This is a genomic window from Ramlibacter sp. AN1015 (assembly GCF_037726105.1).
GTDB lineage: Bacteria > Pseudomonadota > Gammaproteobacteria > Burkholderiales > Burkholderiaceae_C > Ramlibacter.
The window spans coordinates 38,632-63,085 of sequence record NZ_JBBJUM010000001.1 but is presented as its reverse complement, the minus strand read 5'-3'; the positions used below and the strand labels follow the sequence as shown (position 1 = coordinate 63,085).

Annotated in this window: 21 protein-coding genes and 1 other RNA gene; 20 read left to right on the top strand and 2 right to left on the bottom strand. The window is 68.8% G+C overall.

Going from position 1 to position 24,454, the window contains the following annotated elements:
- Positions 1-16: 16 nt before the first annotated feature.
- The 5 genes from WG922_RS00295 to htpX all read left to right on the top strand — a co-directional run bounded on the left by WG922_RS00295 (position 17) and on the right by htpX (position 4,443).
- On the top strand, positions 17-754 hold the full coding sequence (locus tag WG922_RS00295) for an amino acid ABC transporter ATP-binding protein (RefSeq protein ID WP_340279798.1): 738 nt from the start codon (positions 17-19) through the stop codon (positions 752-754).
- 173 nt (positions 755-927) lie between these two features.
- Complete coding sequence (locus WG922_RS00290; protein ID WP_340279796.1) at positions 928-1,500, top strand: hypothetical protein; 573 nt, start codon at positions 928-930, stop codon at positions 1,498-1,500.
- A 181-nt stretch (positions 1,501-1,681) separates the two neighbouring features.
- A complete protein-coding gene (pyrC, locus tag WG922_RS00285; RefSeq protein WP_340279795.1) occupies positions 1,682-2,725 on the top strand; it encodes a dihydroorotase in 1,044 nt (347 codons plus the stop codon).
- Positions 2,707-3,477 carry a DUF3025 domain-containing protein gene (locus WG922_RS00280; protein WP_340279794.1) on the top strand — a complete coding sequence of 257 codons (771 nt, stop codon included), beginning with the start codon at positions 2,707-2,709 and terminating at the stop codon, positions 3,475-3,477. The genes pyrC and WG922_RS00280 overlap by 19 nt, the downstream gene beginning before the upstream one ends.
- Positions 3,478-3,573: 96 nt before the next feature.
- The gene (htpX, locus tag WG922_RS00275) at positions 3,574-4,443 is read left to right on the top strand and encodes a protease HtpX (protein ID WP_340279793.1); all 870 of its coding nucleotides are present in this window, start codon (positions 3,574-3,576) and stop codon (positions 4,441-4,443) included.
- Between the two features lie 156 nt (positions 4,444-4,599).
- Here htpX and WG922_RS00270 read toward each other — a convergent pair whose 3' ends face one another.
- Positions 4,600-6,243, bottom strand: coding sequence for an NAD(P)/FAD-dependent oxidoreductase (locus WG922_RS00270; RefSeq protein WP_340279791.1), 1,644 nt, complete (start codon positions 6,241-6,243; stop codon positions 4,600-4,602).
- Positions 6,244-6,312: 69 nt separating this feature from the next.
- On the opposite strand from WG922_RS00270, the gene rnpB reads away from it, so the two are divergent.
- Positions 6,313-6,654: RNase P RNA component class A (gene rnpB, locus WG922_RS00265), an RNA gene on the top strand.
- 204 nt (positions 6,655-6,858) lie between these two features.
- On the opposite strand, the gene WG922_RS00260 is transcribed toward rnpB, so the two are convergent.
- Positions 6,859-8,490 (bottom strand): MBL fold metallo-hydrolase, encoded by a 1,632-nt coding sequence (locus tag WG922_RS00260; protein ID WP_340279789.1) that lies wholly within the window; start codon positions 8,488-8,490, stop codon positions 6,859-6,861.
- 72 nt (positions 8,491-8,562) lie between these two features.
- Between WG922_RS00260 and dapF the strand changes: the two genes are divergently transcribed.
- The 14 genes from dapF to WG922_RS00190 all read left to right on the top strand — a co-directional run bounded on the left by dapF (position 8,563) and on the right by WG922_RS00190 (position 24,454).
- Positions 8,563-9,420 (top strand): diaminopimelate epimerase, encoded by an 858-nt coding sequence (gene dapF, locus WG922_RS00255; protein ID WP_340279788.1) that lies wholly within the window; start codon positions 8,563-8,565, stop codon positions 9,418-9,420.
- Positions 9,417-10,118 carry a DUF484 family protein gene (locus tag WG922_RS00250; RefSeq protein ID WP_340279787.1) on the top strand — a complete coding sequence of 234 codons (702 nt, stop codon included), beginning with the start codon at positions 9,417-9,419 and terminating at the stop codon, positions 10,116-10,118. Before dapF ends, WG922_RS00250 begins: the two co-directional genes overlap by 4 nt.
- A 5-nt stretch (positions 10,119-10,123) precedes the next feature.
- Positions 10,124-11,041, top strand: coding sequence for a tyrosine recombinase XerC (locus tag WG922_RS00245; RefSeq protein ID WP_340279785.1), 918 nt, complete (start codon positions 10,124-10,126; stop codon positions 11,039-11,041).
- Positions 11,042-11,241: 200 nt separating this feature from the next.
- Entirely contained in the window at positions 11,242-12,453 is a 1,212-nt protein-coding gene (locus WG922_RS00240; protein WP_340279783.1) for a class I SAM-dependent rRNA methyltransferase, read from the top strand.
- 80 nt (positions 12,454-12,533) lie between these two features.
- A complete protein-coding gene (locus WG922_RS00235; RefSeq protein WP_340279782.1) occupies positions 12,534-13,601 on the top strand; it encodes a CobW family GTP-binding protein in 1,068 nt (355 codons plus the stop codon).
- 899 nt (positions 13,602-14,500) lie between these two features.
- Positions 14,501-15,286 (top strand): RNA polymerase-binding protein DksA, encoded by a 786-nt coding sequence (gene dksA / locus WG922_RS00230; RefSeq protein WP_340280463.1) that lies wholly within the window; start codon positions 14,501-14,503, stop codon positions 15,284-15,286.
- Between the two features lie 19 nt (positions 15,287-15,305).
- Positions 15,306-17,105 (top strand): type IV pilus assembly protein FimV, encoded by a 1,800-nt coding sequence (locus WG922_RS00225; RefSeq protein ID WP_340279781.1) that lies wholly within the window; start codon positions 15,306-15,308, stop codon positions 17,103-17,105.
- A 146-nt stretch (positions 17,106-17,251) separates the two neighbouring features.
- Positions 17,252-17,803, top strand: coding sequence for an ATP-dependent protease subunit HslV (gene hslV, locus WG922_RS00220; protein WP_340279780.1), 552 nt, complete (start codon positions 17,252-17,254; stop codon positions 17,801-17,803).
- Positions 17,804-17,826: 23 nt separating this feature from the next.
- A complete protein-coding gene (gene hslU, locus WG922_RS00215; protein ID WP_340279779.1) occupies positions 17,827-19,143 on the top strand; it encodes an ATP-dependent protease ATPase subunit HslU in 1,317 nt (438 codons plus the stop codon).
- Positions 19,144-19,595: 452 nt separating this feature from the next.
- Complete coding sequence (gene mraZ / locus WG922_RS00210; protein ID WP_340279778.1) at positions 19,596-20,024, top strand: division/cell wall cluster transcriptional repressor MraZ; 429 nt, start codon at positions 19,596-19,598, stop codon at positions 20,022-20,024.
- Between the two features lie 11 nt (positions 20,025-20,035).
- Positions 20,036-20,947 carry a 16S rRNA (cytosine(1402)-N(4))-methyltransferase RsmH gene (gene rsmH / locus WG922_RS00205; RefSeq protein WP_340279777.1) on the top strand — a complete coding sequence of 304 codons (912 nt, stop codon included), beginning with the start codon at positions 20,036-20,038 and terminating at the stop codon, positions 20,945-20,947.
- Between the two features lie 5 nt (positions 20,948-20,952).
- Positions 20,953-21,246 carry a cell division protein FtsL gene (gene ftsL, locus WG922_RS00200; RefSeq protein WP_340279776.1) on the top strand — a complete coding sequence of 98 codons (294 nt, stop codon included), beginning with the start codon at positions 20,953-20,955 and terminating at the stop codon, positions 21,244-21,246.
- Complete coding sequence (locus WG922_RS00195; RefSeq protein ID WP_340279775.1) at positions 21,243-22,973, top strand: peptidoglycan D,D-transpeptidase FtsI family protein; 1,731 nt, start codon at positions 21,243-21,245, stop codon at positions 22,971-22,973. Before ftsL ends, WG922_RS00195 begins: the two co-directional genes overlap by 4 nt.
- A complete protein-coding gene (locus WG922_RS00190; RefSeq protein WP_340279774.1) occupies positions 22,973-24,454 on the top strand; it encodes a UDP-N-acetylmuramoyl-L-alanyl-D-glutamate--2,6-diaminopimelate ligase in 1,482 nt (493 codons plus the stop codon). Before WG922_RS00195 ends, WG922_RS00190 begins: the two co-directional genes overlap by 1 nt.

The following is a 24,454-nucleotide window of genomic DNA, read 5'->3' as shown; positions in this document are numbered from 1 at the left end:
TGGAGTCGCCAAGGCCATGATCGAAATCAACAACGTGTCCAAGTGGTACGGCCCCGTCCAGGTGCTCAACGACTGCTCGGTGAACATCAACAAGGGCGACGTGGTGGTCGTCTGCGGGCCCTCCGGCTCCGGCAAATCGACCCTCATCAAGGCCGTCAACGGCCTCGAGCCGATCCAGAAAGGCACCATCACGGTGGACGGCATCGCCGTGAACGATGCCAGGACCGATCTGCCGAAGCTGCGCAGCCGCGTCGGCATGGTGTTCCAGCACTTCGAGTTGTTCCCCCACCTGTCGGTGACCGAGAACCTCACCATCGCGCAGATCAAGGTACTCGGGCGCAAGCCCGACGACGCGAAGGTGCGCGGCCTCAAGATGCTCGACCGGGTGGGGCTGATGGCGCACAAGGACAAGTTTCCAGGTCAGCTCTCCGGTGGCCAGCAGCAGCGCGTGGCCATCGCACGCGCGCTTTCGATGGACCCGATCGTCATGCTGTTCGACGAGCCCACCTCCGCGCTCGACCCCGAGATGGTGGGCGAGGTGCTGGACGTGATGGTCGGCCTCGCCGCGGAGGGCATGACCATGATGGTGGTGACCCACGAGATGGGCTTTGCCCGCAAGGTTGCCAACCGCGTCATCTTCATCGACGTGGGCGGCCGCATCCTCGAGGACTGCGGCAAAGACGAGTTCTTCGGCAACCCCGAGGCGCGGCAGCCGCGCACCAAGGATTTTCTGAACAAGATCCTGAGCCACTGAGCCACTGAGCCACTGAGCCACTGAGCCACTGAGCCAGTGAGCCAGTGAGCCAGTGAGCCAGTGAGCCAGTGAGCCAGTGAGCCAGTGAGCCAGGGCTCCGCGCTCAGCTTGCCGACAGCCGGCGCCGCATTTCATAACTAAAGTCTTCATCCTTTCAACAAGGAGGATGCGAGATGATTGATTTGAAGCTTCGCTTGGTTGCGGTCGCCTGCGCGGCGGTCCTGGCGGCATGTGGCGGTGGTGGTGGCGGCGATGACGCGCAGGTGGAGGCCGAGGCGGCGCCCGAAACCGCGAACGAGGCCGCTGAAGCCACGAACGCCTCCCTTGCCGAGAAGCTGGTGGGAACCTATGTGGGTTGCACCCCGATTGACGCCACGACGTCGGCACGATCGACGCATACCACTGCGGCAGGCAGCAACACCGAGCTGCCCTACACCTTCCTCTACGAGAAGTTCCCCACCCCCGACTGCTCCGGCACGCGCACCGGCGGCTATACGCAAGCCGGTGGCAAGGTCCAGCTGTCGGGTGTTCAGGTCGAGGTCGATGGCATCAAGGCCGAGAAGATCGTCCTGGTGCTGCCGAATTTCTCAACGTTCGGCTCGGTCAGCCTGAACACCTGGCCGACTGGCAACTTCAAACAGGTGGCGTCCATCCAGGGCGGCAAGCTCCGCATCGGCGATCGGCAGCAACTGGGTGCCGACGGCTATCCGACGCGCCTGAGCAGCACGGTGTTCACAAAGCAGTAAGCGCCGCGCCGACCTACCGCTTCAGCCCTGCCGCGTGGCGGGGCTGTTCCGCCGTCATCCTGAACGCGCTCGAAACTGGTCGTGAACCCGGCTGCAGCGGGAGGGGTGCTTGACCCGATACAGCGGCGTTCTCGGCGATCACTGCAGACGTGTGGTCCGACCCCGATGCGACAATCGCCGGATGCCCTCCGCCCCCGATTCGCTCACCATCACGCGACCCGACGACTGGCACCTGCACGTGCGCGACGGCGCCGCCATGGCGGCCGTGGTGCCGCACACCGCGGCGCAGTTCGCCCGGGCCATCATCATGCCCAACCTGCGCCCGCCGGTCACCACCGCTGCGCAGGCCATGGCTTACCGCGAGCGCATCCTCGCCTGCGTGCCCGAAGGCCTCGCGTTCGAGCCGCTGATGACGCTTTACCTCACCGACAAGCTGCCGCCCGACGAGATCGCGAGGGCGCGGGATGCGGGCGTGGTCGCGGTCAAACTCTACCCCGCGGGCGCAACCACCAACAGCGACGCCGGCGTGACCGACCTGCGCAAGGTTCACCGCACGCTCGAAGCGATGCAGCGCGCCGGCATGCCGCTGCTGGTGCACGGCGAAGTCACCTCGCCGGAGATCGATCTGTTCGACCGCGAGGCGGTGTTCATCGAGCAGCAGCTGGTGCCGCTGCGCCGCGACTTTCCCGGGCTGAAGATCGTGATGGAGCACATCACCACCCGCGAGGCGGCACAGTACATCCGCGACGCCGGGCCGCTCACCGCGGCCACCATCACGGCGCACCACCTGCTCTACAACCGCAACGCCATCTTCACCGGCGGCATCCGGCCGCACTACTACTGCCTGCCGGTGCTCAAGCGCGAAACCCACCGCCTGGCGCTGGTCGAGGCCGCCACCTCCGGCAGCCCCCGATTTTTCCTGGGGACGGACAGCGCGCCGCACCCGGCGCACCTCAAGGAGCACGCCACCGGCTGCGCCGGCTGCTATACCGCGCATGCGGCCATCGAGCTGTACGCGCAGGCCTTCGAAGCCGCCGACGCCCTCGATCGGCTGGAGGGCTTCGCCAGCGTGCACGGTCCCGCCTTCTACGACCTGCCGCGCAACAGCGGCACCCTGACGCTGCGCCGCCAGCCCTGGACCGTACCCGAGCACTACCCGTTCGGCGAAGCGGCGCTCAAGCCGCTGGGCGCAGGCGAGACCCTGGCGTGGAAGGCGCAGGCCTGATCGCGTGGTCGGCGCCGTGGTTCGCACCGTGGCGCGTCCCAGGCGAGGCGGCCGCGCTGCGGGTGGCGGCGCAGGCGCCGGTGCACGAGGCGCTGCAGGCGCAGTGGACCGCTGCGGTGACGCAGCTGCCGGCCGATGTGCCCGTGCGCTTCGTGTCCCAGGCAGCGCTGCCGCCCGAGGTTCCTTACGAGCGCTTCATCTTCGAGACGCGCAGCTGCCCCAGCCGCGACAACCTGCACGACTTCTTCAACGGACTGGTGTGGCTGCGCCTGCCACGCGCCAAGGCGAGGCTGAACGCCTTGCAGGCCGCGCAGATCGCAGCCCAGGGCATTTCGCACGTGCGCGGCCCGGTGCGCGATGCGATCACCGTTTTCGACGAGAACGGCGCCTTGCTGGACGCGCCGCAGCCGCTGTGGGAGGCGCTCGCCGAGCGTGCCTGGCGACGCCTGTTCGTGGAGTTGCGTCCGCTGTGGACCGAGGCCCGGCTGCTCATCTTCGGCCACGCGCTGCTGGAGAAGCTGCTCACACCGCGCAAGGACCTCACGGCGCACGTCTGGCGTGCCGCCGCGCCCCTGGCCGACTTCGCGCGGGCGGATGCCTGGCTGGCCGACCAGTTCAACGAAGCGACACTCGCGGCCAAGCCCTTTGCGCCGCTTCCCGTGCTGGGCGTGCCCGGCTGGTGCGCCGCCAACGAGAACTTTTCCTACTACGATGACTCACTGGTGTTCAGGCCTCGAGCCCGACGGTCGTGATTGCGGCTCGGCGGGCTTGAAAACGGACGGGTTGCACCCATCTGACCCGCCGTGCGGTCCTCGCGACTTCTTTCCTTCTGACGGAGCTTCAAGGCAATGAAACGCATTTTCCTGTTCGTGGCGACGAACCTGGCCGTGGTCGTGGTGCTGGGCATCGTCGCGAGCCTGCTGGGGGTCAATCGCTACCTCACGGCCAACGGCCTGAACCTCGGCGCGCTGCTGGGCTTCGCGCTGATCATGGGCTTCGGCGGCGCCTTCATCTCGCTGCTGCTGTCCAAGACCATTGCCAAGTGGAGCTCCGGCGTGCAGGTGATCGATCAGCCGCGCAATGCCGACGAGCAGTGGATCGTCGAGACCGTGCGCCGCTTCGCCGACAAGGCCGGCATCGGCATGCCCGAAGTCGGCATTTTCGAGGGCGAGCCGAATGCCTTCGCCACCGGTGCCTTCAAGAACAGCGCGCTGGTGGCCGTGTCCACCGGGCTGCTGCAGGGCATGACCCGCGACGAGGTCGAGGCCGTGATCGGCCATGAGGTGGCCCACATCGCCAACGGCGACATGGTCACCATGACGCTGATCCAGGGCGTCATGAACACCTTCGTCGTGTTCCTCTCCCGCGTTATCGGCTACGTGGTGGACGGCTTCCTGCGCGGGCGCGATTCGCAGAGCTCCGGCCCTGGCATCGGCTACTTCGTGACCACCATCGTGCTGGACATCGTGCTGGGCTTCCTGGCCGCCATCATCGTCGCCTGGTTCTCGCGCCAGCGCGAGTTCCGCGCCGACCGCGGCGCCGCCGAGCTGATGGGGCGCAAGCAGCCCATGATCAACGCCCTGGCCCGGCTGGGCGGAATGGTTCCCGGCCAGCTGCCGCAGGGGCTGCAGTCCATGGGCATCACCTCGGGGGTGGGCAAGCTGTTCTCCACGCACCCGCCCATCGAAGAGCGCATCGCCGCCCTGCAGAACGCTTGAACTTGCAGCGGCTTCGCTGCACCGAGAAGCCGCCCGCGGGCGGCTTTTTTCTTGGGCGCTTCCCGTGTGCTGCGCCGCCGGTCCGCCGCCCTGTCGCTGCCCCGTGCCGCGGCAGTGGCAGTGGCAGTGGCAGTGGCAGTGGCACGGCCGCGCCGGTCAGCCGGCGAGGCTGCGCGCCACCGCTTCCCCGACGCGGATGCCGTCTACGCCGGCCGACAGGATGCCTCCCGCATAGCCCGCACCTTCGCCGGCGGGATACAGGCCGCGCACGTTCAGACTCTGGAGGTCCTCGCCCCGGGTGATGCGCAGCGGCGCCGAGGTGCGGGTCTCCACGCCGGTCAGCACCGCGTCGTGCCGGTCGAAGCCGCGGATCTTGCGGCCGAATGCGGGCAGAGCCTCGCGCAGTGCGTCGATGGCGTAGCCCGGCAGGCTGGGGTGCAGGTCGCCGAGCAGCACGCCGGGCTTGTAGGAGGGCAGCACCTCGCCGAACTGCGTCGAGGGACGCCCGGCGATGAAGTCGCCCACCAGCTGGCCTGGTGCCTCGTAGCTGGAGCCGCCCAGCTCGAAGGCGCGCGACTCCAGCGCCCGCTGCAGGCGCACGCCGGCCAGCGGGTCGTCGCCAGGGTAGTCGCGCGGCTCGATGCCCACCACGATGCCCGCATTGGCGTTGCGTTCGTTGCGCGAGTACTGGCTCATGCCGTTGGTGACGACGCGGCCGGGCTCCGAGGTGGCGGCCACCACCGTGCCGCCAGGGCACATGCAGAAGCTGTAGACGGCGCGCCCGTTGCTCGCGTGGTGGACCAGCTTGTAGTCGGCCGCACCCAGGAGCGGGTGCCCGGCGTGGCGGCCCCAGCGGGCGCGGTCGATCATCCCCTGCGGGTGCTCGATGCGAAAGCCGATCGAGAAGGGCTTGGCCTCCAGGAAGACGCCGCGCTCGTGCAGGCGCTCGAAGGTGTCCCGCGAACTGTGGCCGAGGGCCAGCACCACGTGGTCGGTACGCAGCTCCTGCGAGTTGCCGCTCTCCTGGTCCAGCACGGTGACGCCGCGCAGCTGCCGGCCGTCGGCTGAGTTCTCGATCAGGAAGTCGGTCACCCGCTGCTGGAAGCGCACCTCGCCGCCCAGCGCGATGATCTGCTCGCGCATGTTCTCGACCACCTTGACCAGCTTGAAGGTGCCGATGTGCGGGTGCGCGACATAGAGGATCTCCTCTGGCGCGCCGGCCCGCACGAACTCACCCATGACCTTGCGCCCCAGGTGTCGCGGATCCTTGATCTGGCTGTAGAGCTTGCCGTCCGAGAAGGTGCCGGCGCCGCCTTCGCCGAACTGCACATTGCTTTCGGGCTGCAGCACGCCCTTTCGCCACAAGCCCCAGGTGTCCTTGGTGCGCTGGCGCACGCTCCTGCCGCGCTCCAGCACGATCGGCCGCAGGCCCATCTGGGCCAGCGCCAGTGCCGCAAAGATCCCGCAGGGACCGAAGCCGATGACCACCGGCCGCGGCTCAGGGGGTTGTGCAGCCTGCACCGGCGGGTACCAGCCCATATCGGGCGCCGCGGCCACATGCGGATGACCGGTCAGCCGCGCCAGGACGCCGGCCTCGCGGGCGGGCTCGCGCAGCGCCACATCGATGATGTAGACGGCCACCAGCTCGGGCTTGCGCGCGTCGAAGCTGCGCTTGAACACATCGACGCGCTCGATGTCTGTCGGCTGCAGTGCCAGTACCTGGCAGGCGGCAGCCCGCAGCGCGGCGTCGGGCTGCTCCGCTTGTGCAAGCGGCAGCTTGATTTCGGAAATGCGGATCATGGTCTTGCGGGCCCGTAGTTACCGGACCAAAGACGGGGGATGGGAGAGGGCGCAGATAATACCCGCCGTGAAGCACGCCAGGCCGTCGCTGGTGCATGGTGCCGAAAGGCCGCACTGGAGGAACGTCCGGACTGCACAGGGCAGCGTAGCAGGTAACACCTGTCCACCGCGAGGTGAGGATCAGAGCAACAGAGACGAGTCGGCGCGGGTGCTCGCAAGGGCACCCGCGCCGGGTGAAACGGGCAATCTCTACGCGCAGCAATACCAAATAGGCCAGCGGTGATCTGTGTCCCGGGGAGCTGGCGGGTAGGTAGCACCGAGCCGTGTCGGCGACGCACGGCCCAGAGGAATGACGGTCACATCACGGGAGACCGTGGTGCACAGAATCCGGCGTATCGGCGCGCTTCACACTTTTTTCATGCTGGGCTGGCGAACGCGCGCTCCCCCTCTGCGGCCTCAAGCGCCTGGACGGACGCAGCGCCCGCGGGCCGCGGCAGTCGAACCTGCCGGAGCGCGCAGGCGCGCCTCACCCCGGTGCCGGTCGGGCACCGGCGCCAGGAGTCATTCGCAGCGGCATTCCACCGAAGCATTCCGCAGCGCCCGCAGGCAGGCGCCTCACCCGTGTCCGAGCTCGCGCAGGCGCTCCACGTGCGCCAGCAGCGAACGCTTGGCCATCGGCCACATCCGGGTCGGCACGTCGCCGTACACCAGCGGCACCCAGGTGTCGAGGTCGCCGTCGGGCCGCTCCTGCATCGCAGCAGCCACCTTGGCCTCGCGCGCGAGGCGGTGCGCCTTGAGCCGCGCGATCGCCTCGCCGGCTGCGCCGATCACGTGGCCGTGCGCCGGCAGGATGAACTCCACGCCGTGTTCCCCACAGACCTGCGCCAGCCGGTCCAGCGACTCCAGGTAGTGGGTCATGTTGCCGTCGGGCGGGTTCACCACCGTGGTGCTCCCGTTGAGAACGTGGTCTCCCGAGAACAGCAGCGCGTCTTCGAGCAGCAGCAGGCACAGGTGGTTGGCTGCGTGTCCGGGCGTGGTGATCACCCGCAGACTGTGGGTGCGGCCGCCGCCTTCGAGCCGAAGCACCTCGGCATCCTGCAGCTCCCGATCGGGGCGGAACGCGGCCTCGGGCCCCGCCGTCGCCCGCGCTGCCAGGCCGAGGATCGGCGGCCTGCTGGCGCACAGCTGCTGCAGCGGCCGCGCGCCCGGTGCATGGTCGGCGTGCGAGTGCGTACAGACGATGAGGCGCACGTCGCCTCCGGTCGCCTGCACCAGGCGCTCGATGTGCGCCGGATCGTCCGGGCCGGGATCGATCACGAGATATCCGGTGTCCGTGTCGCCCACCACATAGGTGTTCGTGCCCGGCCCGGTCATCGCGCCGCGGTTGGATGCCGTGAGCCGCGCAAGATGGCGCAGCAGCGGCACCGGGCGCTCATGCTGCCAGTCGAGCGCATGCACGATCTGGCCGTCGGGGCAGACCAGCGCCAGCTCGCCGTAAGGCATCTCGTGTTCCATGTACCGCGCTTCCTGGCCTGCGAGCAGGCCGGCGCGCGGGCAGCTGGTCCACAGCGGCCGGTCGCCTGCGCAGGCCTGCAGCACAGCCTCCACGGTGCGGAACTCCCGCAGGCGCTCGAGCGTGCGAATGGTCGGGAAGATCATGAGGAAGCTGCCGGCGGCGTGCCGCGCCAGCGCGTCGCCGGGGCGCACCCACACCGGCTCGAACTGTTCGGCCTCGTCGGCCACGGGCTGCTGGCCGTCGGGCATGCGCGCCACCAGGAAAGGCACGTCGAAGCGGCGCGGCAGGTCGCGGTCGGTGATCCAGTGCGCAAGCCCGAACACGGCGTCCGCCGCGAGCGTGAGGCCACGTGCGCGGCACTGGTCGAAGAGCGGCGCGTGCCGCTGCAGCGCCGCAACCTGTTCAGGCGCGACCGGGTGGCCGTCGGCATTGCGGGCCAGCAGCACGCCGAGCTCCTCGAAACTCTCGCGAATGGCGGCAATCGCGGCGGTGAGCTGCACGCTGTCCTGCGTCGGCCGGCGTGCCGCCAGCCCGTGCGCGGCGGCGTCGGCCTCGTCGATGCCCCCGCCGGGGAACACATAGGCGCCGGGGGCGAAGCTGGCGCGGGACGAGCGCCGCGTCATCAGCACCTCGACGCCCTCCGGGGTATCGCGCATCAGGATCACGGTGGCGGCGCGGCGCAGGGCGGCCGGCTCGCGCTGGGGGTGGAGCAGTTGCTGGGGGCGGACCATGCGGGCGATTATCGAAGTGACGGCGCACCCTCTGTCGCGCCGGGCCGACTGCGCAGCGGATAATCCGCTGCCATGCGAGTGCGCTTCACCAAGATGCAGGGTGCCGGTAATGATTTCGTCGTGCTGGACGAGACCCGCGCGCCCCTGAACCTCAGCGCCGCCCAGTACCGCTGGCTGGCCGACCGCCACTTCGGCGTCGGCGCCGACCAGATCCTGTCGGTGCGCCCGTCGCCCGCTCCGGGCATCGACTTCGCCTACGTGATCCACAACGCCGACGGCGGCGAGGTCGAGCACTGCGGCAACGGCGCGCGCTGCTTCGTGCGCTTCGTGCGCGAGCGCGGCCTCACGGACAAGTCCCGCATCACCGTGCAGACGGTCAACCAGCGCCTGGAGCTGCAGATGCTCCCCGACGGGCGGGTCACGGTCGATATGGGCCGGCCGACCTTCGCCTTGCCTGACATTCCTTTCGACCCCGCTGGCCTGCAGCCGGAGCCGGCAGCCGACTGGGAGCGCTGGTCGCTGTCGGTGGACGGCGAGCGCGTTGCGCTGGCCGTGCTGTCCATGGGCAACCCGCACGCGGTGCTGGAGGTGGCCGATGTCGATGCTGCGCCCGTCACGAGCCTGGGCCCGCGCATCGAGACGCATCCGGCCTTTCCGCGCAAGGTCAACGTGGGCTTCATGCAGGTGCTCGCGCGGGACGCCGTCCGGCTGCGCGTGTGGGAGCGCGGCGCCGGCGAAACCCTGGCCTGCGGCACCGGCGCGTGTGCCGCGGTGGTGGCGGGCATCCGCCTGGGCCGCCTCGACAGCCGCGTCGATGTGCACACCCGCGGCGGCGTGCTCACCATCACCTGGGACGGCGCTGGCAGCGCGGTGCGCATGACCGGCCCGGCCACCACCGTTTTCGAAGGCGAAGTAGAGATTCCCCAATGAGCATTACCGGCAGCCCCGACATGAACCCCATCACCGAGGACGACATCGCCAACTACCTGGCGAACACGCCCGACTTCTTCATGCGCCACGCCGAGCTGCTCGCCAGCGTGCAGCTCACCAGCCCGCACGGCAATCGCGCCGTGAGCCTGCAGGAGCGGCAGGCCGAAATGCTGCGCGAGAAGATCAAGGTGCTCGAGCATCGCATCATGGAGATGGTGCGCAACGGCAACGAGAACATGATCATCGCCGACCGCCTGCAGCGTTGGGCGAGGCAGTTGCTGCTGGTGCGCGCCGACGAGGCGCTGCCGGGGGCGATCGCCGCCGAGGTGCGCAGCCAGTTCATGGTGCCGCAGGTGGCGATCAAGGTTTGGGGCGTCGCGGGGCGCTACGCGGGCGAGCCCTTCGCGCAGGGCGTCAGCGAGGACGCGCGCACCTTCGCCACCTCGCTCACCCAGCCCTACTGCGGCGTCAACTCCGGCTTCGAGGCCGTGGGCTGGCTGGAAGACCCGTCCATGGCGATGTCGCTCGCCCTCATCCCCCTGCGCGAGGGCGACGCCAACAGCACCGCGCCTGCCTTCGGCATGCTGGTGCTCGCCTCGCCCGATCCGCAGCGGTTTTCCAGCGGCATGGGCACCGACTTCCTCGAGCGGATCGCCGAGCTGGCGAGTGCCGCGCTTACCCGCATGCGCCGCGACTGACCTCCATGGCGGACGACGCGGCACTCGTCGAGCAGTACCTCGAGCACGTGCGTGTCGGCAGGCGGCTCGCGGCGCGGACCGTGGAGCTGTACGCGCTCGATCTGCGCAAGCTCCAGGCGTTCGCATCCGAGGCCGGTGTCGCGCTCCTGCAGGTGGAGCCGACGCATGTGCGACGCTGGGTCGCCCGCATGCACGCCGGCGGACGCAGCGGCCGCGGCATCGCGCTGATCCTCTCAGGCTGGCGCGGCTTCTACGCCTGGCTCGGGCGCGACGGGCGCATTCCGTCGAATCCCGTGCTGGGCGTACGTGCCCCACGCTCGCCCCGGCCGCTGCCCAAGGCCCTCGACGTCGATGACTCGGTGCAGCTGGCGAGCTTTCGCGCCCCCGACGCCGACCCCTGGAGCGAGGCGCGCGACGCCTGCATCGTGGAGTTGCTGTATGGCTGCGGTCTGCGCGTCGGCGAACTGGTCGGCCTGGATCTGCAGGCCAGCACCGCCGCGCGCGGCTGGATCGATGCGGCCGCGGGCGAGGCCCATGTGCTGGGCAAAGGCGCGAAGCGGCGCACCGTGCCGGTCGGCAGCAAGGCGCTGCAGGCCCTTGAAGCCTGGGCGGCGGTGCGGGGCACCGCGCTCGAGCCGGCACTGTTCCTGAACGCGCGCGGCCGCCGGCTCGGAGCGCACGCGGTCTGGTCACTCTTGCGCCGGCGCAGCCTGCAGGCGGGGCTGGCGACGCCGGTGCATCCGCACATGCTGCGGCACTCCTTCGCAAGCCACGTCCTGCAGTCCAGCGGCGACCTGCGCGCCGTCCAGGAACTGCTCGGCCACGCCAGCATCGCGACGACGCAGGTCTACACCCGGCTCGACTTCCAGCACCTGGCCAAGGCCTACGACGCGGCGCATCCGCGGGCGCGGCGCAAGGGGTAGGTGCTTCGGCCTGTTGCGCGATGAACCGATGCGATTACAGGGGCCGAGAAGGGTGCGGATATCGAGGTGCTGCGCCAAATGGTGCGGTTCCTCGCCCAGCACCTGATGGAGATGGACCTCGAGAGACCCAGAGCCGCGCGAAGGGCGCGTGCGTAGGCCGAAGCGACGGCACGTCCTGATCACGCCCGACAATCCCCGCCATGAAAAGCATTCGCCTCAAGGAAGGCAAGGAGCGCTCGCTCCTTCGCCGCCATCCCTGGGTCTTCGAGTCGGCCATCGCCAAGGGCGGCGCCGATCCGGGGGAGACCGTGCGCATCGATGCCCACGACGGGCGGTTCCTCGCCTGGGCGGCGTTCAGTCCGGTGTCGAAGATCCGGGCGCGCGCCTGGAGCTTCGAGGCGCAGCAGCGCATCGACGCCACATTTCTCGACCGCACCGTGGCACAGGCCATCCAGGCGCGGCAGCGCTTTGCCATTGCCAGCGACGGCCTGCGCCTGGTGCACGGCGAATCCGACGGCTTGCCGGGCCTGGTGGTCGATCGCTACGGCGACACGCTGGTGGCGCAGTTCCTGTCGGCAGGCGTCGAGCGATGGAAGGACGTGCTGAGCGAGGCGCTGCTGGCCCACACCGGCCTCACGCGCCTGTACGAACGCTCCGACGCGAGTGCCCGCCAGCTCGAGGGCCTGCCTCCCGCCACCGGCTGGCTGCGGGGCGACGGCGCCACCGAATGCACGATCCGCGAGCACGACTGGCGCCTCACGCTCGATATCGCCACAGGGCATAAGACCGGCTTCTACCTCGATCAGCGCGACAACCGGCTGCGACTGCGCGATGCGGTGGCAAGGCTGGGCCTGCAGCGGGTCCTCAACTGCTACTGCTACACCGGCGGCTTCACGGTTGCGGCGCTGGCGGGCGGCGCGCGGCAGGTCACCTCGATCGATTCGTCCGCACCGGCGCTCGAGCGTGCTCGTGCGCACGTCGCGCTCAATCGCTTCGACGCTGGCCGCGCCGAGTTCATCGATGCCGACGTCAACGCGAGCCTGCGCCGCCTGCTGGAGGAGGGCGCACGCTTCGACGCCATCGTGCTCGATCCGCCCAAGCTCGCGCCCACCGCAGCGCACGCCGAGCGCGCCGCGCGGGCCTACAAGGACATCAACCGGCTGGCCCTCAAGCTGCTGGAGCCGGGCGGGGTGCTGTTCACGTTCTCCTGCTCCGGCGGCATCCCTTTCGAGCTGTTCCACAAGATCGTGGCCTCGGCCGGCATCGACGCTGGCGTGGATGGCTTCATCACCGAGCGCCTGGGCGGCGCGCCGGACCACCCGATGACCCTGGTGTTCCCCGAAGGCGAGTACCTCAAGGGGCTGGTGGTGCAGCGCAAGGGCTCGACGGCGGTCGGGCAGGGCGGCCTCTAGGGTTTGCCTGCGCCCACGTGCGGCCCGCGGCCATCCCGAGGCCGCTACACTCGCGGACCTCCGAATCTGCGAGCGCGACCATGAGCCTCATCCCCGCCACCATCCTCACCGGCTTCCTCGGCTCCGGGAAGACCACCTTGCTCAAGCGCGTGCTGAGCGAGGCGCACGGCCAGAAGATCGCCGTCATCGAGAACGAGTTCGGCGAAGAGAACATCGACAGCGACATCCTGGTCAGCGAGACCCAGGAGCAGATCGTCCAGATGAGCAACGGCTGCATCTGCTGCACCATCCGCGAGGACCTGCGCTCCACGCTGCAGCTGCTGGCGGCCAAGAAGCGCAAGGGCCTGCTCGACTTCGAGCGGGTGGTCATCGAGACCACCGGGCTCGCCGACCCCGGCCCCGTGGCGCAGACCTTCTTCATGGACGACGAGATTGCCGAGACCTATCTGCTCGACTCCATCCTCACGCTGGTCGATGCCAAGCACGCGGCCCAGCAGCTCAACGACCGCCAGGAGGCGCGCCGCCAGATCGGCTTCGCCGACCAGATCTTCGTGAGCAAGACGGACCTGGTGCCCGCCGAGGAGACCGATGCGCTGATGCACCGGCTGCGCCACATGAACCCACGCGCGCCGCAGCAGGCGGTGCACTTCGGCGCGGTGCCGCTGTCGAAGGTGTTCGATCTGCGCGGCTTCAACCTCAACGCCAAGCTCGAGATCGATCCCGACTTCCTCAAGGACGCGGACCACGACCACGGCCACGGCCACGACCACGACCACGACCACGTTCATGGCGAGCACTGCGACCACCCCTCGCATGCGCAGGGTGGGCACGGCCACCACCATCATCACGACGACGATGTGAAGAGCTTCGTCTTCAAGTCCGAGCGGGCGTTCGACCCTGCCCGACTCGAGGACTTCCTTGGCGCCATCGTCAACATCTACGGGCCGCGCATGCTGCGCTACAAGGGCGTTCTGTACATGAAGGGCACCGAGCGCAAGGTGATCTTCCAGGGCGTGCACCAGCTCATGGGCAGCGATCTCGGTCCCGAGTGGCGGGCCGACGAGCCACGCGAGAGCAAGATGGTGTTCATCGGGCTGGACCTGCCCAAGGACATCTTCCTGCAGGGCTTGCAGCAATGCCTTGTTTGATCCAGAGCAAGGCGGCCCCATCGCAGGCGGCATGCGCGCCGGCCGATGCGCTAGGCTCGCGCTTTCCTTGACCGGGGCTGTGCGCCGTGCTTGTCTCTCTTCTGCAACTGATGGGGTTTGTCGCGACATCGGAGCAGCCAAAGGCCGAGCTTGTTGCCAAAGCGGGTATAACTCCGCCCCAAGCCGGCCATTCGTCCCGCGTGCAGCGTAGCGCGTCGGATGGCCCCGAGCGGCCCATCGGGGTCGCAGCCGCGAGGAGGCAGGAAGTGAAGCCGCAATCCAAGCCCGCCGTAAAGGCGCAGAAACAGGCCGTGAAAGCCAAGCCCATGAAGTCCGCCGTCAAGACGCCGAGCGCGGCGGCCAAGACTGGCGCCAAAGCCGCCGTGACCACGGCGGCGCGGGCTGTGTCGCCGAGGCCTGGGGCGGCTGCCAAGCCGTCCGCGAAAAAGCCCGCGACGCCGAACCGCAGCGCCGCCGCTTCCCCGGCCAAGGCGCCGGTTGCAGCCAAGTCCGCAGCCACCCGGCCAGCGGTGAAGTCCGACGGCAAAACCGCCGCCAAGGCCTCCAGCAAGGCCTCCGCGCCCGCCCCGAAAACGACATCCAGGCCGGCTTCGAAGCCTGCCAGCAAGCCCGCCGGGGCCGCCAAATCCGCTACCCCTAAGCCCGTCAAGCCCGTCACTCCCAAGGCCGCCGCCCCCAAACCCGCCACCTCCAAACCCGCCGTTTCCAAACCCGCCGTTTCCACCACTCCCGCCGCCAAGTCCGCACCCCAGGCGACCACCAAGCCGGCGTCCAGGCCCGGCGCTTCTGCGGTGGGCAAGAGTGCCGCCCATCCGGATGTGGCGCCGAAGACGACGGGCTCCGCCAAGGCATCCGCCAAGCAACCTGCAAGTACCGCTATCCCTTCACCTACCACCACCCGTCCGGTCGCCACAGCCCCTGCCGCGGTCGCCCGGGCAACCTCCGGTGCCGCCGCGCCTGCCGCCGCTCCTTCCCCTAGGGCGACGGTCTCCGCCGCGAGCGTTTCCTCCTCCACCCCCGTAGCTGCCGTGCCCAAGGCGGTGTCTTCGGTTCGGGGCGATCCGCCCAGGGCCAGCCGACCGTCGGCGCGCCTGGCCCAGATCACGGTGCCCTCGATGGCGCAGTCCGTCGCCTCGACCGCACCGAAGGCCAGCTACATCCAAACACCCAGTCCCCACGTGCTCAAAACGCCTCCCCTCGCCCAGGTCAAGAAAGACCCCAAGCTCGCCAACAACTGGAAGACCAAGAGCGTCGAAGAGCTCACCGACGCTGAAGTGCTGGCCATGCCCGACGCGGAGTACATGAACGAAAAGCAGATGGCGTACTTCCGCCTGAAGCTGCTCGGGCTCAAGCGCGACATCCTGGCCAACGCCGGCGAGACGACCGAGCACCTGCGCGAGGACACCGTGATCGTGCCCGATCCGGCCGACCGCGCCACCATCGAGGAAGAGCACGCGCTGGAACTGCGCACCCGCGACCGCGAGCGCAAGCTGCTCAAGAAGATCGAGCAGTCCATCGCCCGCATCGACGCCGGCGACTACGGCTATTGCGACGAGACCGGCGAGCCGATCGGCGTCGGCCGCCTGCTTGCACGCCCCACGGCCACCCTGTCGCTCGAAGCGCAGCAGCGCCGCGAGCTCAAGCAAAAGATGTTCGGCGACTGATCCGGTAGGCGACGCCGCCATGGCAGAGAGCAAGGGGGGCGAGGGCGGCAGCCTTCTGGCCAAGGTCTTCCGGTTCGTTCGCAACCCTGCGGGCAGCTGGGGAGAGTTCGATGCGCCCGAGGAGGCCCGCGAGAGCGGCTACTCCAAGCAGATGCTCAAGGAGATGATCGAACGCAAGCGGCGCAACGATTTCGTGCGCCGGCGCGAGTTCGACATGCTGCGCAAGCTGCGGCGGTCGGAGGCCATGTCGGGTCAGGACGCGACCGGCCGGCCCTCTTTCTTCCAGAGCTCGCTGCCCTCGCGGCCGGACGATCGAGCCAGCACGCTGAAGAAGATCGACGAGATCGAGGCGCAGATGTCGCAGCAGTGGTGGAAGACGCGCAACGCCGACCCCACCAGCACCGGCGGATTGTCGGCCGGCAACAGCGGCCTGCCCGTGAACACGTCTCCCATGTCCGGGATGTCGCTGCCTGCGGTCGAAACCGAAGGCGCTTCGCCGCGAGCCGAGCCCCCCGTGCTGTTCACCGTGGTGACGGAGGGCGGAGCCCGCGTTTCGCCCGACACCAGCCAACCCGAGTTCGACACGCTCCCCATGGCCGCGATGGAAGCGTCGGCGCAGCACGCATCGCAAGCGCCTTCGGAAGACGTGCGCGCCTCCGTGATGCCGGAGTACTTCGAGCTCGCCCAGCCGACGGAACCTGCCGCCCTCGATGCACTTCCGGGGGAATACGCCCACGACGTCGAGCTGGAGGACGCCGCGATCCGGTTCGCCAACGGCGACGATGCCGGCGCCGAGGCGGTCCTGCGCCGGCTGGTCTCTGCGGACGGCGGACGCCGCGAGCACGTGGAGACCTGGCTGGCCCTGTTCGACCTGTACCGCGCCACCGGGCAGCAGGAGCCCTTCGACGAGGCCGCCGTGGAGTTTGCGGGCCGGTTCAACCGCTCGGCGCCGCAGTGGCTCGTGCTCTCGGGAAATTCGACGCTCGGCGCCTCCGCGCAGCCGAACGCCAGCGATGCGTCTGCGGCCCGGGCGGCTGCGGACTGGAACGCACCGGCGGTGCTCACGACGCAGGGCGTCGCGGGCTTGCAGGCGGTGGTGGCGCGCGCCGGCGGCCCCTGCAGACTGTCCTGGGCGCGCATCAACCGCATCGATGAAGCGGCGGTGGAGCCGCTCACCCGGCTGCTGTCGCAGTGGGTCGGCCAGCCGCTGCGGCTGCACTTCCTCGCCGCCGAGCGCCTCGAGGAGCTGCTGCGCCAGCACACGGTCTCAGGCGACCGAGCGGCGGGCGTCGGCTGGTGGAAGCTGCGCATGGAAGCGCTGCGCGTGATGCACCTGGCAGACGAGTTCGAGCTGGTGGCGCTCGACTACTGCGTGACGTACGAGGTCTCGCCGCCGTCCTGGGAGAAACCGCGCTGCCAATACAAGGCGATCGCTGCCGACGGCAGCGAACTCGGTGCGGAGCGCTTCTCCGATTCCGTGGTCTCGAGTTTTGCGGCCAGCAGCTTCTACGGCGACGGCGGGCCCTCGTCGCGGGCGCCGCGCCCGCTGCGCAGCGAACTCGCGGGATCGCTGTACGGTGACGCTGCGCTGGCCCTGGACCGGCTGCCGCCGGTGCTGCCCGGCGAGGAGCTGCAGGTCACCTGCAGCCGCCTGGTGCGGGTCGATTTCGCTGCGGCGGGAAGCCTGCTGAACTGGTCTACGGCGCGGCAGTCCGAGGGTTGCATGATCCAGTTCACCGACGTACACCGCCTGATCGCGCCCTTCTTCGGCGTGGTCGGCATTCACGGCGTTGCCCGGGTGCACCTGAGGCGCGACTGAGCGTAACCTCCGCTGCAACGGTTACAGAGGACCTGCAGCCTTGGTGACGCGGTGACGCGGTGACGCGGTGACCCGGTGACGTCCACCACGACAAGCGTTACCACCGCGCGCCTTGCATTCCTGCGCCGCGCCCCCACGTCGCTGCGATGGAACAGTTTCACGGAACGACCATCGTCAGTGTCCGTCGTCCCCTTCCGGACGGCAGCTGGCAGGTGGCAATCGGGGGTGACGGACAGGTCACGCTGGGCAATGTGGTCATCAAGGGTTCGGCCCGCAAGGTGCGTCGGCTCTACCACGACAAGGTGCTTGCCGGATTCGCCGGCGCTACCGCCGATGCCTTCACCCTGTTCGAACGGTTCGAGGGCAAGCTCGAGAAGCACCAGGGCCATCTCGTGCGCGCCGCCATCGAGCTGACCAAGGACTGGCGTACCGACCGCGTCCTGCGTCGGCTGGAAGCCATGCTTGCGGTAGCCGACAAGGACGCTTCGCTGATCATCACCGGCAACGGCGACGTGCTCGAGCCCGAGCACGGCATCATCGCCATCGGCTCCGGGGGCGCGTACGCGCAAGCCGCGGCCCGAGCGCTGCTCGAGCACACCGAGCTGCCGGCGCGGGATGTCGTGAAGAAATCGCTGGAGATCGCCGGCGAGCTCTGCATCTACACCAACATGCACCACACCATCGAATCCTTGGGATAAACAGCCCATTCGTCCAGACGCCCATGTCCTCCATGACCCCCCAGGAAATCGTCTCCGAGCTCGACCGGCACATCGTCGGCCAGCACCAAGCCAAGCGCGCTGTTGCCATCGCCCTGCGCAACCGCTGGCGGCGCCAGCAGGTCGAGGAAAAGCTGCGCCCCGAGATCACGCCCAAGAACATCCTGATGATCGGCCCCACCGGCGTCGGCAAGACCGAGATCGCGCGGCGGCTCGCCCGGCTGGCGGACGCGCCGTTCATCAAGGTGGAGGCCACCAAGTTCACCGAAGTCGGCTACGTGGGCAAGGACGTGGATTCCATCATCCGCGACCTGGTCGAGATGGCCGTCAAGCAGACTCGGGTGGCCGAAATGCGCAAGGTGCGCACCCGGGCGGAGGACGCCGCCGAGGACCGCATCCTCGGCGCGCTGCTGCCCGGCACCGGCGCGGGTGAGGAAAACGCGACGCGCCAGAACTTTCGCAAGAAGCTGCGTGAGGGCCAGCTCGACGACAAGGACATCGAGATCGAGCTGCTCGACGCCAAGCCGCAGTTGGAAATTATGGGGCCGGCCGGCATGGAAGACATGGCCGAACAGCTGCGCGGCATGTTCAGCCAGTTCGGAGGAGGCCGGCGCAAGAGCCGCAAGCTCAAGATCCGCGACGCAATGCGCCAGCTGGTGGACGAGGAGGCGGCCCGGCTGGTCAACGAAGACGAGATCCGCGCCGCCGCCATCCACAACGCCGAGCAGAACGGCATCGTCTTCATCGACGAGATTGACAAGGTCACCTCCCGCAGCAGCGAGGGCGGCGGCAGTGCGGCCGAGGTGTCTCGACAGGGTGTCCAGCGTGACCTGCTGCCGCTGGTCGAGGGCACCACCGTGTCCACCAAGTACGGTCCCATCCGCACCGACCACATCCTGTTCATCGCGAGCGGGGCCTTCCACCTGTCCAAGCCCAGCGACCTGATCCCCGAGCTGCAAGGACGCCTGCCGATCCGGGTCGAGCTGGGGTCGCTTTCCGTCGAGGATTTCGAGGCGATCCTCACCCAGACCCATGCGTCCCTGGTGAAGCAGTACCAGGCCCTGCTGGCCACAGAAGGCGTGACGCTCGAGTTCACGCCGGAAGGCATCACGCGGCTCGCACGCATCGCATACGACGTCAACGAGCGAACCGAGAACATTGGTGCGCGCCGGCTGTCCACGGTGATGGAGCGGCTGCTCGACGAGATCAGCTTCGATGCCGCCCACCTGGGCGGCAAGACCGTCAGCATCGACGCGGCGTATGTCGATGAGCGCCTGGGCGAGCTCAGCAAGGACGAAGATCTGAGCCGCTACATCCTGTAGTTCCGCCCGTCGGCGCGGCAGCGCCGCCTGCCGCGCAAAGCCTGGTCCCTGGGACCGGGCTGCCGCGCTTGCCCGCCGCTTTCGTTTTTCGTCTTTCGCCTGCCTGCTGCCGTGGCGGCGCACGTGGGGCAATCCCGTGCGCTTGCAGTCGGTCTTCGCCGGTTCAGCCGATTCGCTCCGACGCCGCAAACCCACAGCGCGGCCGCACGAATCCAGGTGCATGGCCGGCCTCATGCATCACTTGCAGTCCTCTCTCTAAGTGCTTCATCCAGAACGCATTTTCCCCTGTCGCTTTCGTAGAAAAGCGTTCTAAGTCATTGATTCCATTGGATTTTTTGGCACAGGCGACTTGCGCCGTTGAGTTTTCCTGATAAAGTGGGAAGAAGTGCAGTTTGGTGGGAAAAAGTGTCCTTTCTCCCCCGATTGCGGCCCTCCAGCACAGGAATTACGCGGTGTTTCAAGGCGCCTCTTCGCTCAGTCTCGATGCCAAAGGTCGGCTCTCCGTGCCGACGCGGCATCGTGACGTACTGAGCGCCACGGCGGCCAATCAACTCACCATCACCAAGCACCCGCACGGCTGCCTGATGGTCTTTCCACGACCCGAATGGGAAAAATTCCGCGAGCGCATCGCAGCCCTTCCCATGCAGGCCCAGTGGTGGAAGAGAATCTTTCTGGGCAACGCGATGGACGTCGAAGTCGATGGCGCCGGTCGCGTGTTGATCTCTCCCGAGCTGCGCGCGGCTGCCGGCATCGAACGCGAAACCATGCTGCTGGGCATGGGCAACCACTTCGAGCTCTGGGACAAGGCCACCTACGACGCCAAGGAGGCGGAGGCGATGGCCGGTGAGATGCCCGACGTGTTCAAGGACTTTTCTTTCTGACGGCGCAGGCGGTGGATACCGAATGGCAACACACCACCGTCCTGTTGAACGAAGCGATTTCGTCGCTCGTCACCAGGCCGGACGGACTCTACGTCGATGCGACCTTCGGGCGTGGCGGACACGCGCGCCTGCTGCTGTCGCGGCTCGGTGCGGCCGGCCGCCTGCTCGCCTTCGACAAGGACCCGGAAGCCGTGGCCGAGGCCGCGCGCATCCAGGACGCACGCTTTTCCATCCGGCACGAGGGCTTTCGCCACCTGGCCGAGCTGCCCGTCGCGAGCGCGGCGGGCGTGCTGATGGACCTGGGCGTGAGTTCGCCCCAGATCGACAACCCCGGTCGCGGGTTTTCTTTTCGCCACGACGGTCCGCTGGACATGCGCATGGACACCACGCGCGGACAGAGCGCGGCCGAGTGGCTGGCACAGGCCGAGTCCGGCCAGATTGCGCAGGTGATTCGTGACTATGGCGAAGAACGGTTTGCTGTTCCGATTGCAAAGGCGATTGTGGCTCGCAGACAGGAACGGGGCCCTCTTGCAACCACCGCCGAGCTGGCCCAGCTCGTGGCTGGCGCGGTCAAAACCCGCGAGCCGGGCCAGGACCCTGCAACGCGCACATTTCAGGCTCTTCGGATTCACGTCAACGCCGAGCTTGAAGAGCTCAAGCAGGCGCTAGAGGCCAGCGTGGACGTGCTGCAACCCCAGGGGCGGCTCGTGGTGATCGCCTTCCATTCGCTGGAGGACCGGATCGTCAAGCAGTTCATCGCACGCCATGCGCGCGAGGTGGTCGATCGCCGCGTGCCATTCGCAGTGGGCGCGCCGCTCAAGCTGCGGGCGCTGGCGCGCATCCGGCCATCGGCCGAAGAAGTCGCGGCCAACCCCCGCGCGCGCAGCGCCATCATGCGCGTGGCCGAGCGGACGGGGGACTGATCGCCATGGCCCGCCTCAACCTCGTATTGCTTCTCGCGGTGCTCGCCAGCGCCCTGTACCTTGTGCGGGTGCAGTACGACTCGCGCCGCCTGTACGTCGAGATCGAGCGCGCCCAGGCCGAGGCCCGCAAGCATGACACCGACCGCGAGCGCCTTACCGCCGACAAGCGCGGACAGGCGACGCCGCTGCGGGTCGAGCGGCTCGCCAAGGAGCAGCTGCAGATGCGGCCGGCGGGCCCGGGCATCACCCAATACGTGAGCCAGGGCGCAGGCGCTCCGGTGCAGGAGCCGCGCCCGTGACCCGCAGCGTGCTCTACACCTCCAGCCCGCTGCTTGCCAGCAAGACGCCCGTCTGGCGCAGCAAGTTCATCGTGGCCGGCATCGCCATCGCGTTCATCGGGCTGTCCGGCCGCGCGGCGTGGGTGCAAGTGTTCGGCAACGCGTTCTTTCAGCGGCAGGGCGAGGTCCGTTTCGCCCGCACGGTAGAACTGCCGGCCAACCGCGGCCGCATCCTCGATCGCAACGGCCTGCTGCTCGCCACCAGCGTTCCGGCCCAGAGCATCTGGGCCATTCCGGAGGACATCGACGCCGACCGGGGGCAGCTCTCGCGCCTTGCCAAGCTGCTGGAGATGCCGCTGGCCGATCTCGAGAAGAAGATCGGCAACGAAGAAAAGACTTTCGTCTGGCTCAAGCGCCAGCTCGACGAACCGGTCGCGGCGCAGGTGATGGCCCTGGGCATCAAGGGCATCTACCAGCGCAAGGAGTACAAGCGCCAGTACCCCGAAGGCGAGGCCGCCGCCCACGTGGTGGGCTTCACGAACGTCGAGGACCAGGGCCAGGAAGGCATCGAGCTCGCCTTCAACAAGGACCTGGCCGGCCGCGCCGGTTCGCGCCGCGTCATCAAGGACCGCCTGGGGCGCATCATCGAGGACGTGCGCGAGCAGGTGCCCCCGGTGGACGGCCGCGACCTGCAGCTGTCCATCGACAGCAAGGTGCAGTTCTTCGCCTACCAGAAGCTGCGCGACGCGGTGGCGCAGCACAAGGCCAAGGCCGGCAGCGTGGTCGTCCTCGACGTGCAGAGCGGCGAAGTGCTGGCCCTGGCCAACTACCCCAGCTATTCGCCCGACAAGCGGGTCAACCTCACCGGTGCGCAACTGCGCAATCGCGCGCTGACCGACACGTTCGAGCCCGGCTCCACGATGAAGCCCTTCATCGCTGCGCTGGCACTGCAGCGTGGCCTGGTGCGCTCCGACACGCAGATCCAGACCGCTCCCGGGCGCCTCTCCATAGGCGGCTCGACCATCAACGACACGCATCCGCTGGGTGTGCTGACCGTCGCCGAGGTGATCCAGAAGTCCAGCAACGTCGGCACCGTCAAGATGGCGATGCAGATGCACCCCCGCGAGATGTGGGAGCTGTACTCACAGGTCGGTTTCGGCCAGCGCCCGCAGCTGCCGTTCCCCGGCATCGTGAGCGGCCGGTTGCGCGCGTACAAGACCTGGCGGCCCATCGAGCAGGCCACCATGAGCTATGGCTACGGCCTCTCGGCCAGCCTGTTCCAGCTGGCCCGTGCCTACAGCGTGTTCGCGCGCGACGGCGAGCTGATCCCGGTGACCCTGTTCAAGACCGAGCAACCCGCCGCCGGCATGCGCGTGCTCGACCCCCGCCACGCCGCCGCCGTGCGCCAGATGCTGCACATGGCTGCCGGCCCGGGCGGCACCGCGCCGCAGGCGCAGGCGATGGGCTACTCGGTGGGCGGCAAGACCGGCACTGCGCGCAAGCAGGAGGGCAAGGGCTACGCGGTCGGCAAGTACCGCGGCTTCTTCGTCGGCCTGGCGCCGGTCGATAAGCCGCGCATCGTGGTGGCCGTGATGATTGACGAGCCCAGTGCCGGCGCCTACTACGGCGGCACCGTCGCCGGCCCGGTGTTCAGCGCCACGGTGCAGCAGACGCTGCGCATGCTGGGCGTGCAGCCCGACATGAGCGTCAAGCCGCAGGTCGTGGTGGCGGTGGAGGAATCGTTCTGATGCGCCGGCTGGACACACCGATGCAAGCCGCGCAGTGGCTGAGCGACCGCGTGGGCGGATCGCTGCGCACCGACAGCCGGCGGGTGGGCGCGGGCGACGGCTTCATCGCATGGCCCGGCGCCGCCACCGACGCGCGCCGCCACGTCGCCGACGCACTGCGCCAGGGGGCGGCCGCCTGCCTCGTGGAAGCCGAAGGGGTCGATGCCTTTGCCTTCAGCGGCGAGGCCGTGGCCTGCCTCGCCGGCCTGAAGGCGGCGGCCGGTCCCATCGCTTCGGCCTACTACGCGCGTCCGAGCGAGCGCCTCTCGGTGCTCGCCGTGACCGGCACCAACGGCAAGACCTCCACCGCCTGGTGGCTTGCGCAGGCGCTCTCGGCGGCGCGCCCGCATGCCGGCTGCGGCGTCGTCGGGACCCTGGGTGTCGGCCGCCCGCCCGATGTCGTGTCCAACGGCCTGACCACACCCGACCCGGTGCTGCTGCAGCAGTGGTTCCGCCGTTTCGCCGACGAGGGCCTGTCGGCCTGCGCGATCGAGGCCTCGTCGATCGGCATCGCCGAGCGCCGCCTCGACGGCACCCGCATCGAGGTGGCGCTGTTCACCAACTTCACGCGCGACCACCTCGACTACCACGGCAGCATGGAGGCGTACTGGCAAGCCAAGGCCGAGCTGTTCGCCTGGCCGGGCCTGCGTGCCGCGGTGGTCAACATCGACGATCCCCGGGGCGCCGGGCTGGCCGAAAGCCTGCAGCAGCGCGAACTCGATCTCTGGACCGTCTCCTGCAGCCAGCCGGCGCGCCTGCGTGCCGAAGGCGTGGTCCACGGCGCCGATGGGCTCTCCTTCGATGTCGTCGAAGGCAGCGAGCGGCGCGGCCTGCGAAGCCGCCTCATCGGGCAATTCAACGTGGCCAACCTGCTCGGCGTCGTCGGCGGGATGCGCGCGCTCGGCTGCACCCTGGCGCAAGCCGTCGATGCCTGCGCGGCGCTGCTCCCGGTGCCCGGTCGCATGGAGTGCATCGTGCAGCCCGGCGCACCGCTGGTAGCGGTCGATTACGCCCACACGCCCGACGCCCTGGACAAGGCGCTTGCTGCGCTGCGGCCGCTCGCGGCAAGCCGGGGCGGAAAGCTCTGGTGCGTGTTCGGCTGCGGCGGGGGCCGCGACGCTACCAAGCGTCCCCTGATGGCCGCCATCGCCGAGAAGCAGGCGGACCGCGTGGTCGTCACCAGCGACAACCCGCGCGGCGAAAAGCCCGAAGCCATCATCAGCCAGATCCTGCTCGGCCTTTCTTCGCACGGCGATGCGGTGCGCGTCGAGGCCGACCGCGCGCGTGCCATCGCCGGCACGGTGGCCGACGCGGCGCCCGAAGACGTGGTGCTGCTGGCCGGCAAGGGCCACGAGAACACGCAGGAGGTCGCAGGCCGCAAGCACCCCTTCGACGACCGCGTGCATGCACGCGCGGCGCTCGCGCGGAGGGCGCACGCATGA

Coding starts and splice junctions, on each gene's coding strand:
- WG922_RS00295 (WP_340279798.1), top strand. CDS start 17: ATGATCGAAATCAACAACGTGTCCAAGTGGTACGGCCCCGTCCAGGTG.
- WG922_RS00290 (WP_340279796.1), top strand. CDS start 928: ATGATTGATTTGAAGCTTCGCTTGGTTGCGGTCGCCTGCGCGGCGGTC.
- pyrC (WP_340279795.1), top strand. CDS start 1,682: ATGCCCTCCGCCCCCGATTCGCTCACCATCACGCGACCCGACGACTGG.
- htpX (WP_340279793.1), top strand. CDS start 3,574: ATGAAACGCATTTTCCTGTTCGTGGCGACGAACCTGGCCGTGGTCGTG.
- WG922_RS00270 (WP_340279791.1), bottom strand. CDS start 6,243: ATGATCCGCATTTCCGAAATCAAGCTGCCGCTTGCACAAGCGGAGCAG.
- WG922_RS00260 (WP_340279789.1), bottom strand. CDS start 8,490: ATGGTCCGCCCCCAGCAACTGCTCCACCCCCAGCGCGAGCCGGCCGCC.
- dapF (WP_340279788.1), top strand. CDS start 8,563: ATGCGAGTGCGCTTCACCAAGATGCAGGGTGCCGGTAATGATTTCGTC.
- WG922_RS00250 (WP_340279787.1), top strand. CDS start 9,417: ATGAGCATTACCGGCAGCCCCGACATGAACCCCATCACCGAGGACGAC.
- WG922_RS00245 (WP_340279785.1), top strand. CDS start 10,124: ATGGCGGACGACGCGGCACTCGTCGAGCAGTACCTCGAGCACGTGCGT.
- WG922_RS00240 (WP_340279783.1), top strand. CDS start 11,242: ATGAAAAGCATTCGCCTCAAGGAAGGCAAGGAGCGCTCGCTCCTTCGC.
- WG922_RS00235 (WP_340279782.1), top strand. CDS start 12,534: ATGAGCCTCATCCCCGCCACCATCCTCACCGGCTTCCTCGGCTCCGGG.
- WG922_RS00225 (WP_340279781.1), top strand. CDS start 15,306: ATGGCAGAGAGCAAGGGGGGCGAGGGCGGCAGCCTTCTGGCCAAGGTC.
- hslV (WP_340279780.1), top strand. CDS start 17,252: ATGGAACAGTTTCACGGAACGACCATCGTCAGTGTCCGTCGTCCCCTT.
- hslU (WP_340279779.1), top strand. CDS start 17,827: ATGTCCTCCATGACCCCCCAGGAAATCGTCTCCGAGCTCGACCGGCAC.
- ftsL (WP_340279776.1), top strand. CDS start 20,953: ATGGCCCGCCTCAACCTCGTATTGCTTCTCGCGGTGCTCGCCAGCGCC.
- WG922_RS00190 (WP_340279774.1), top strand. CDS start 22,973: ATGCGCCGGCTGGACACACCGATGCAAGCCGCGCAGTGGCTGAGCGAC.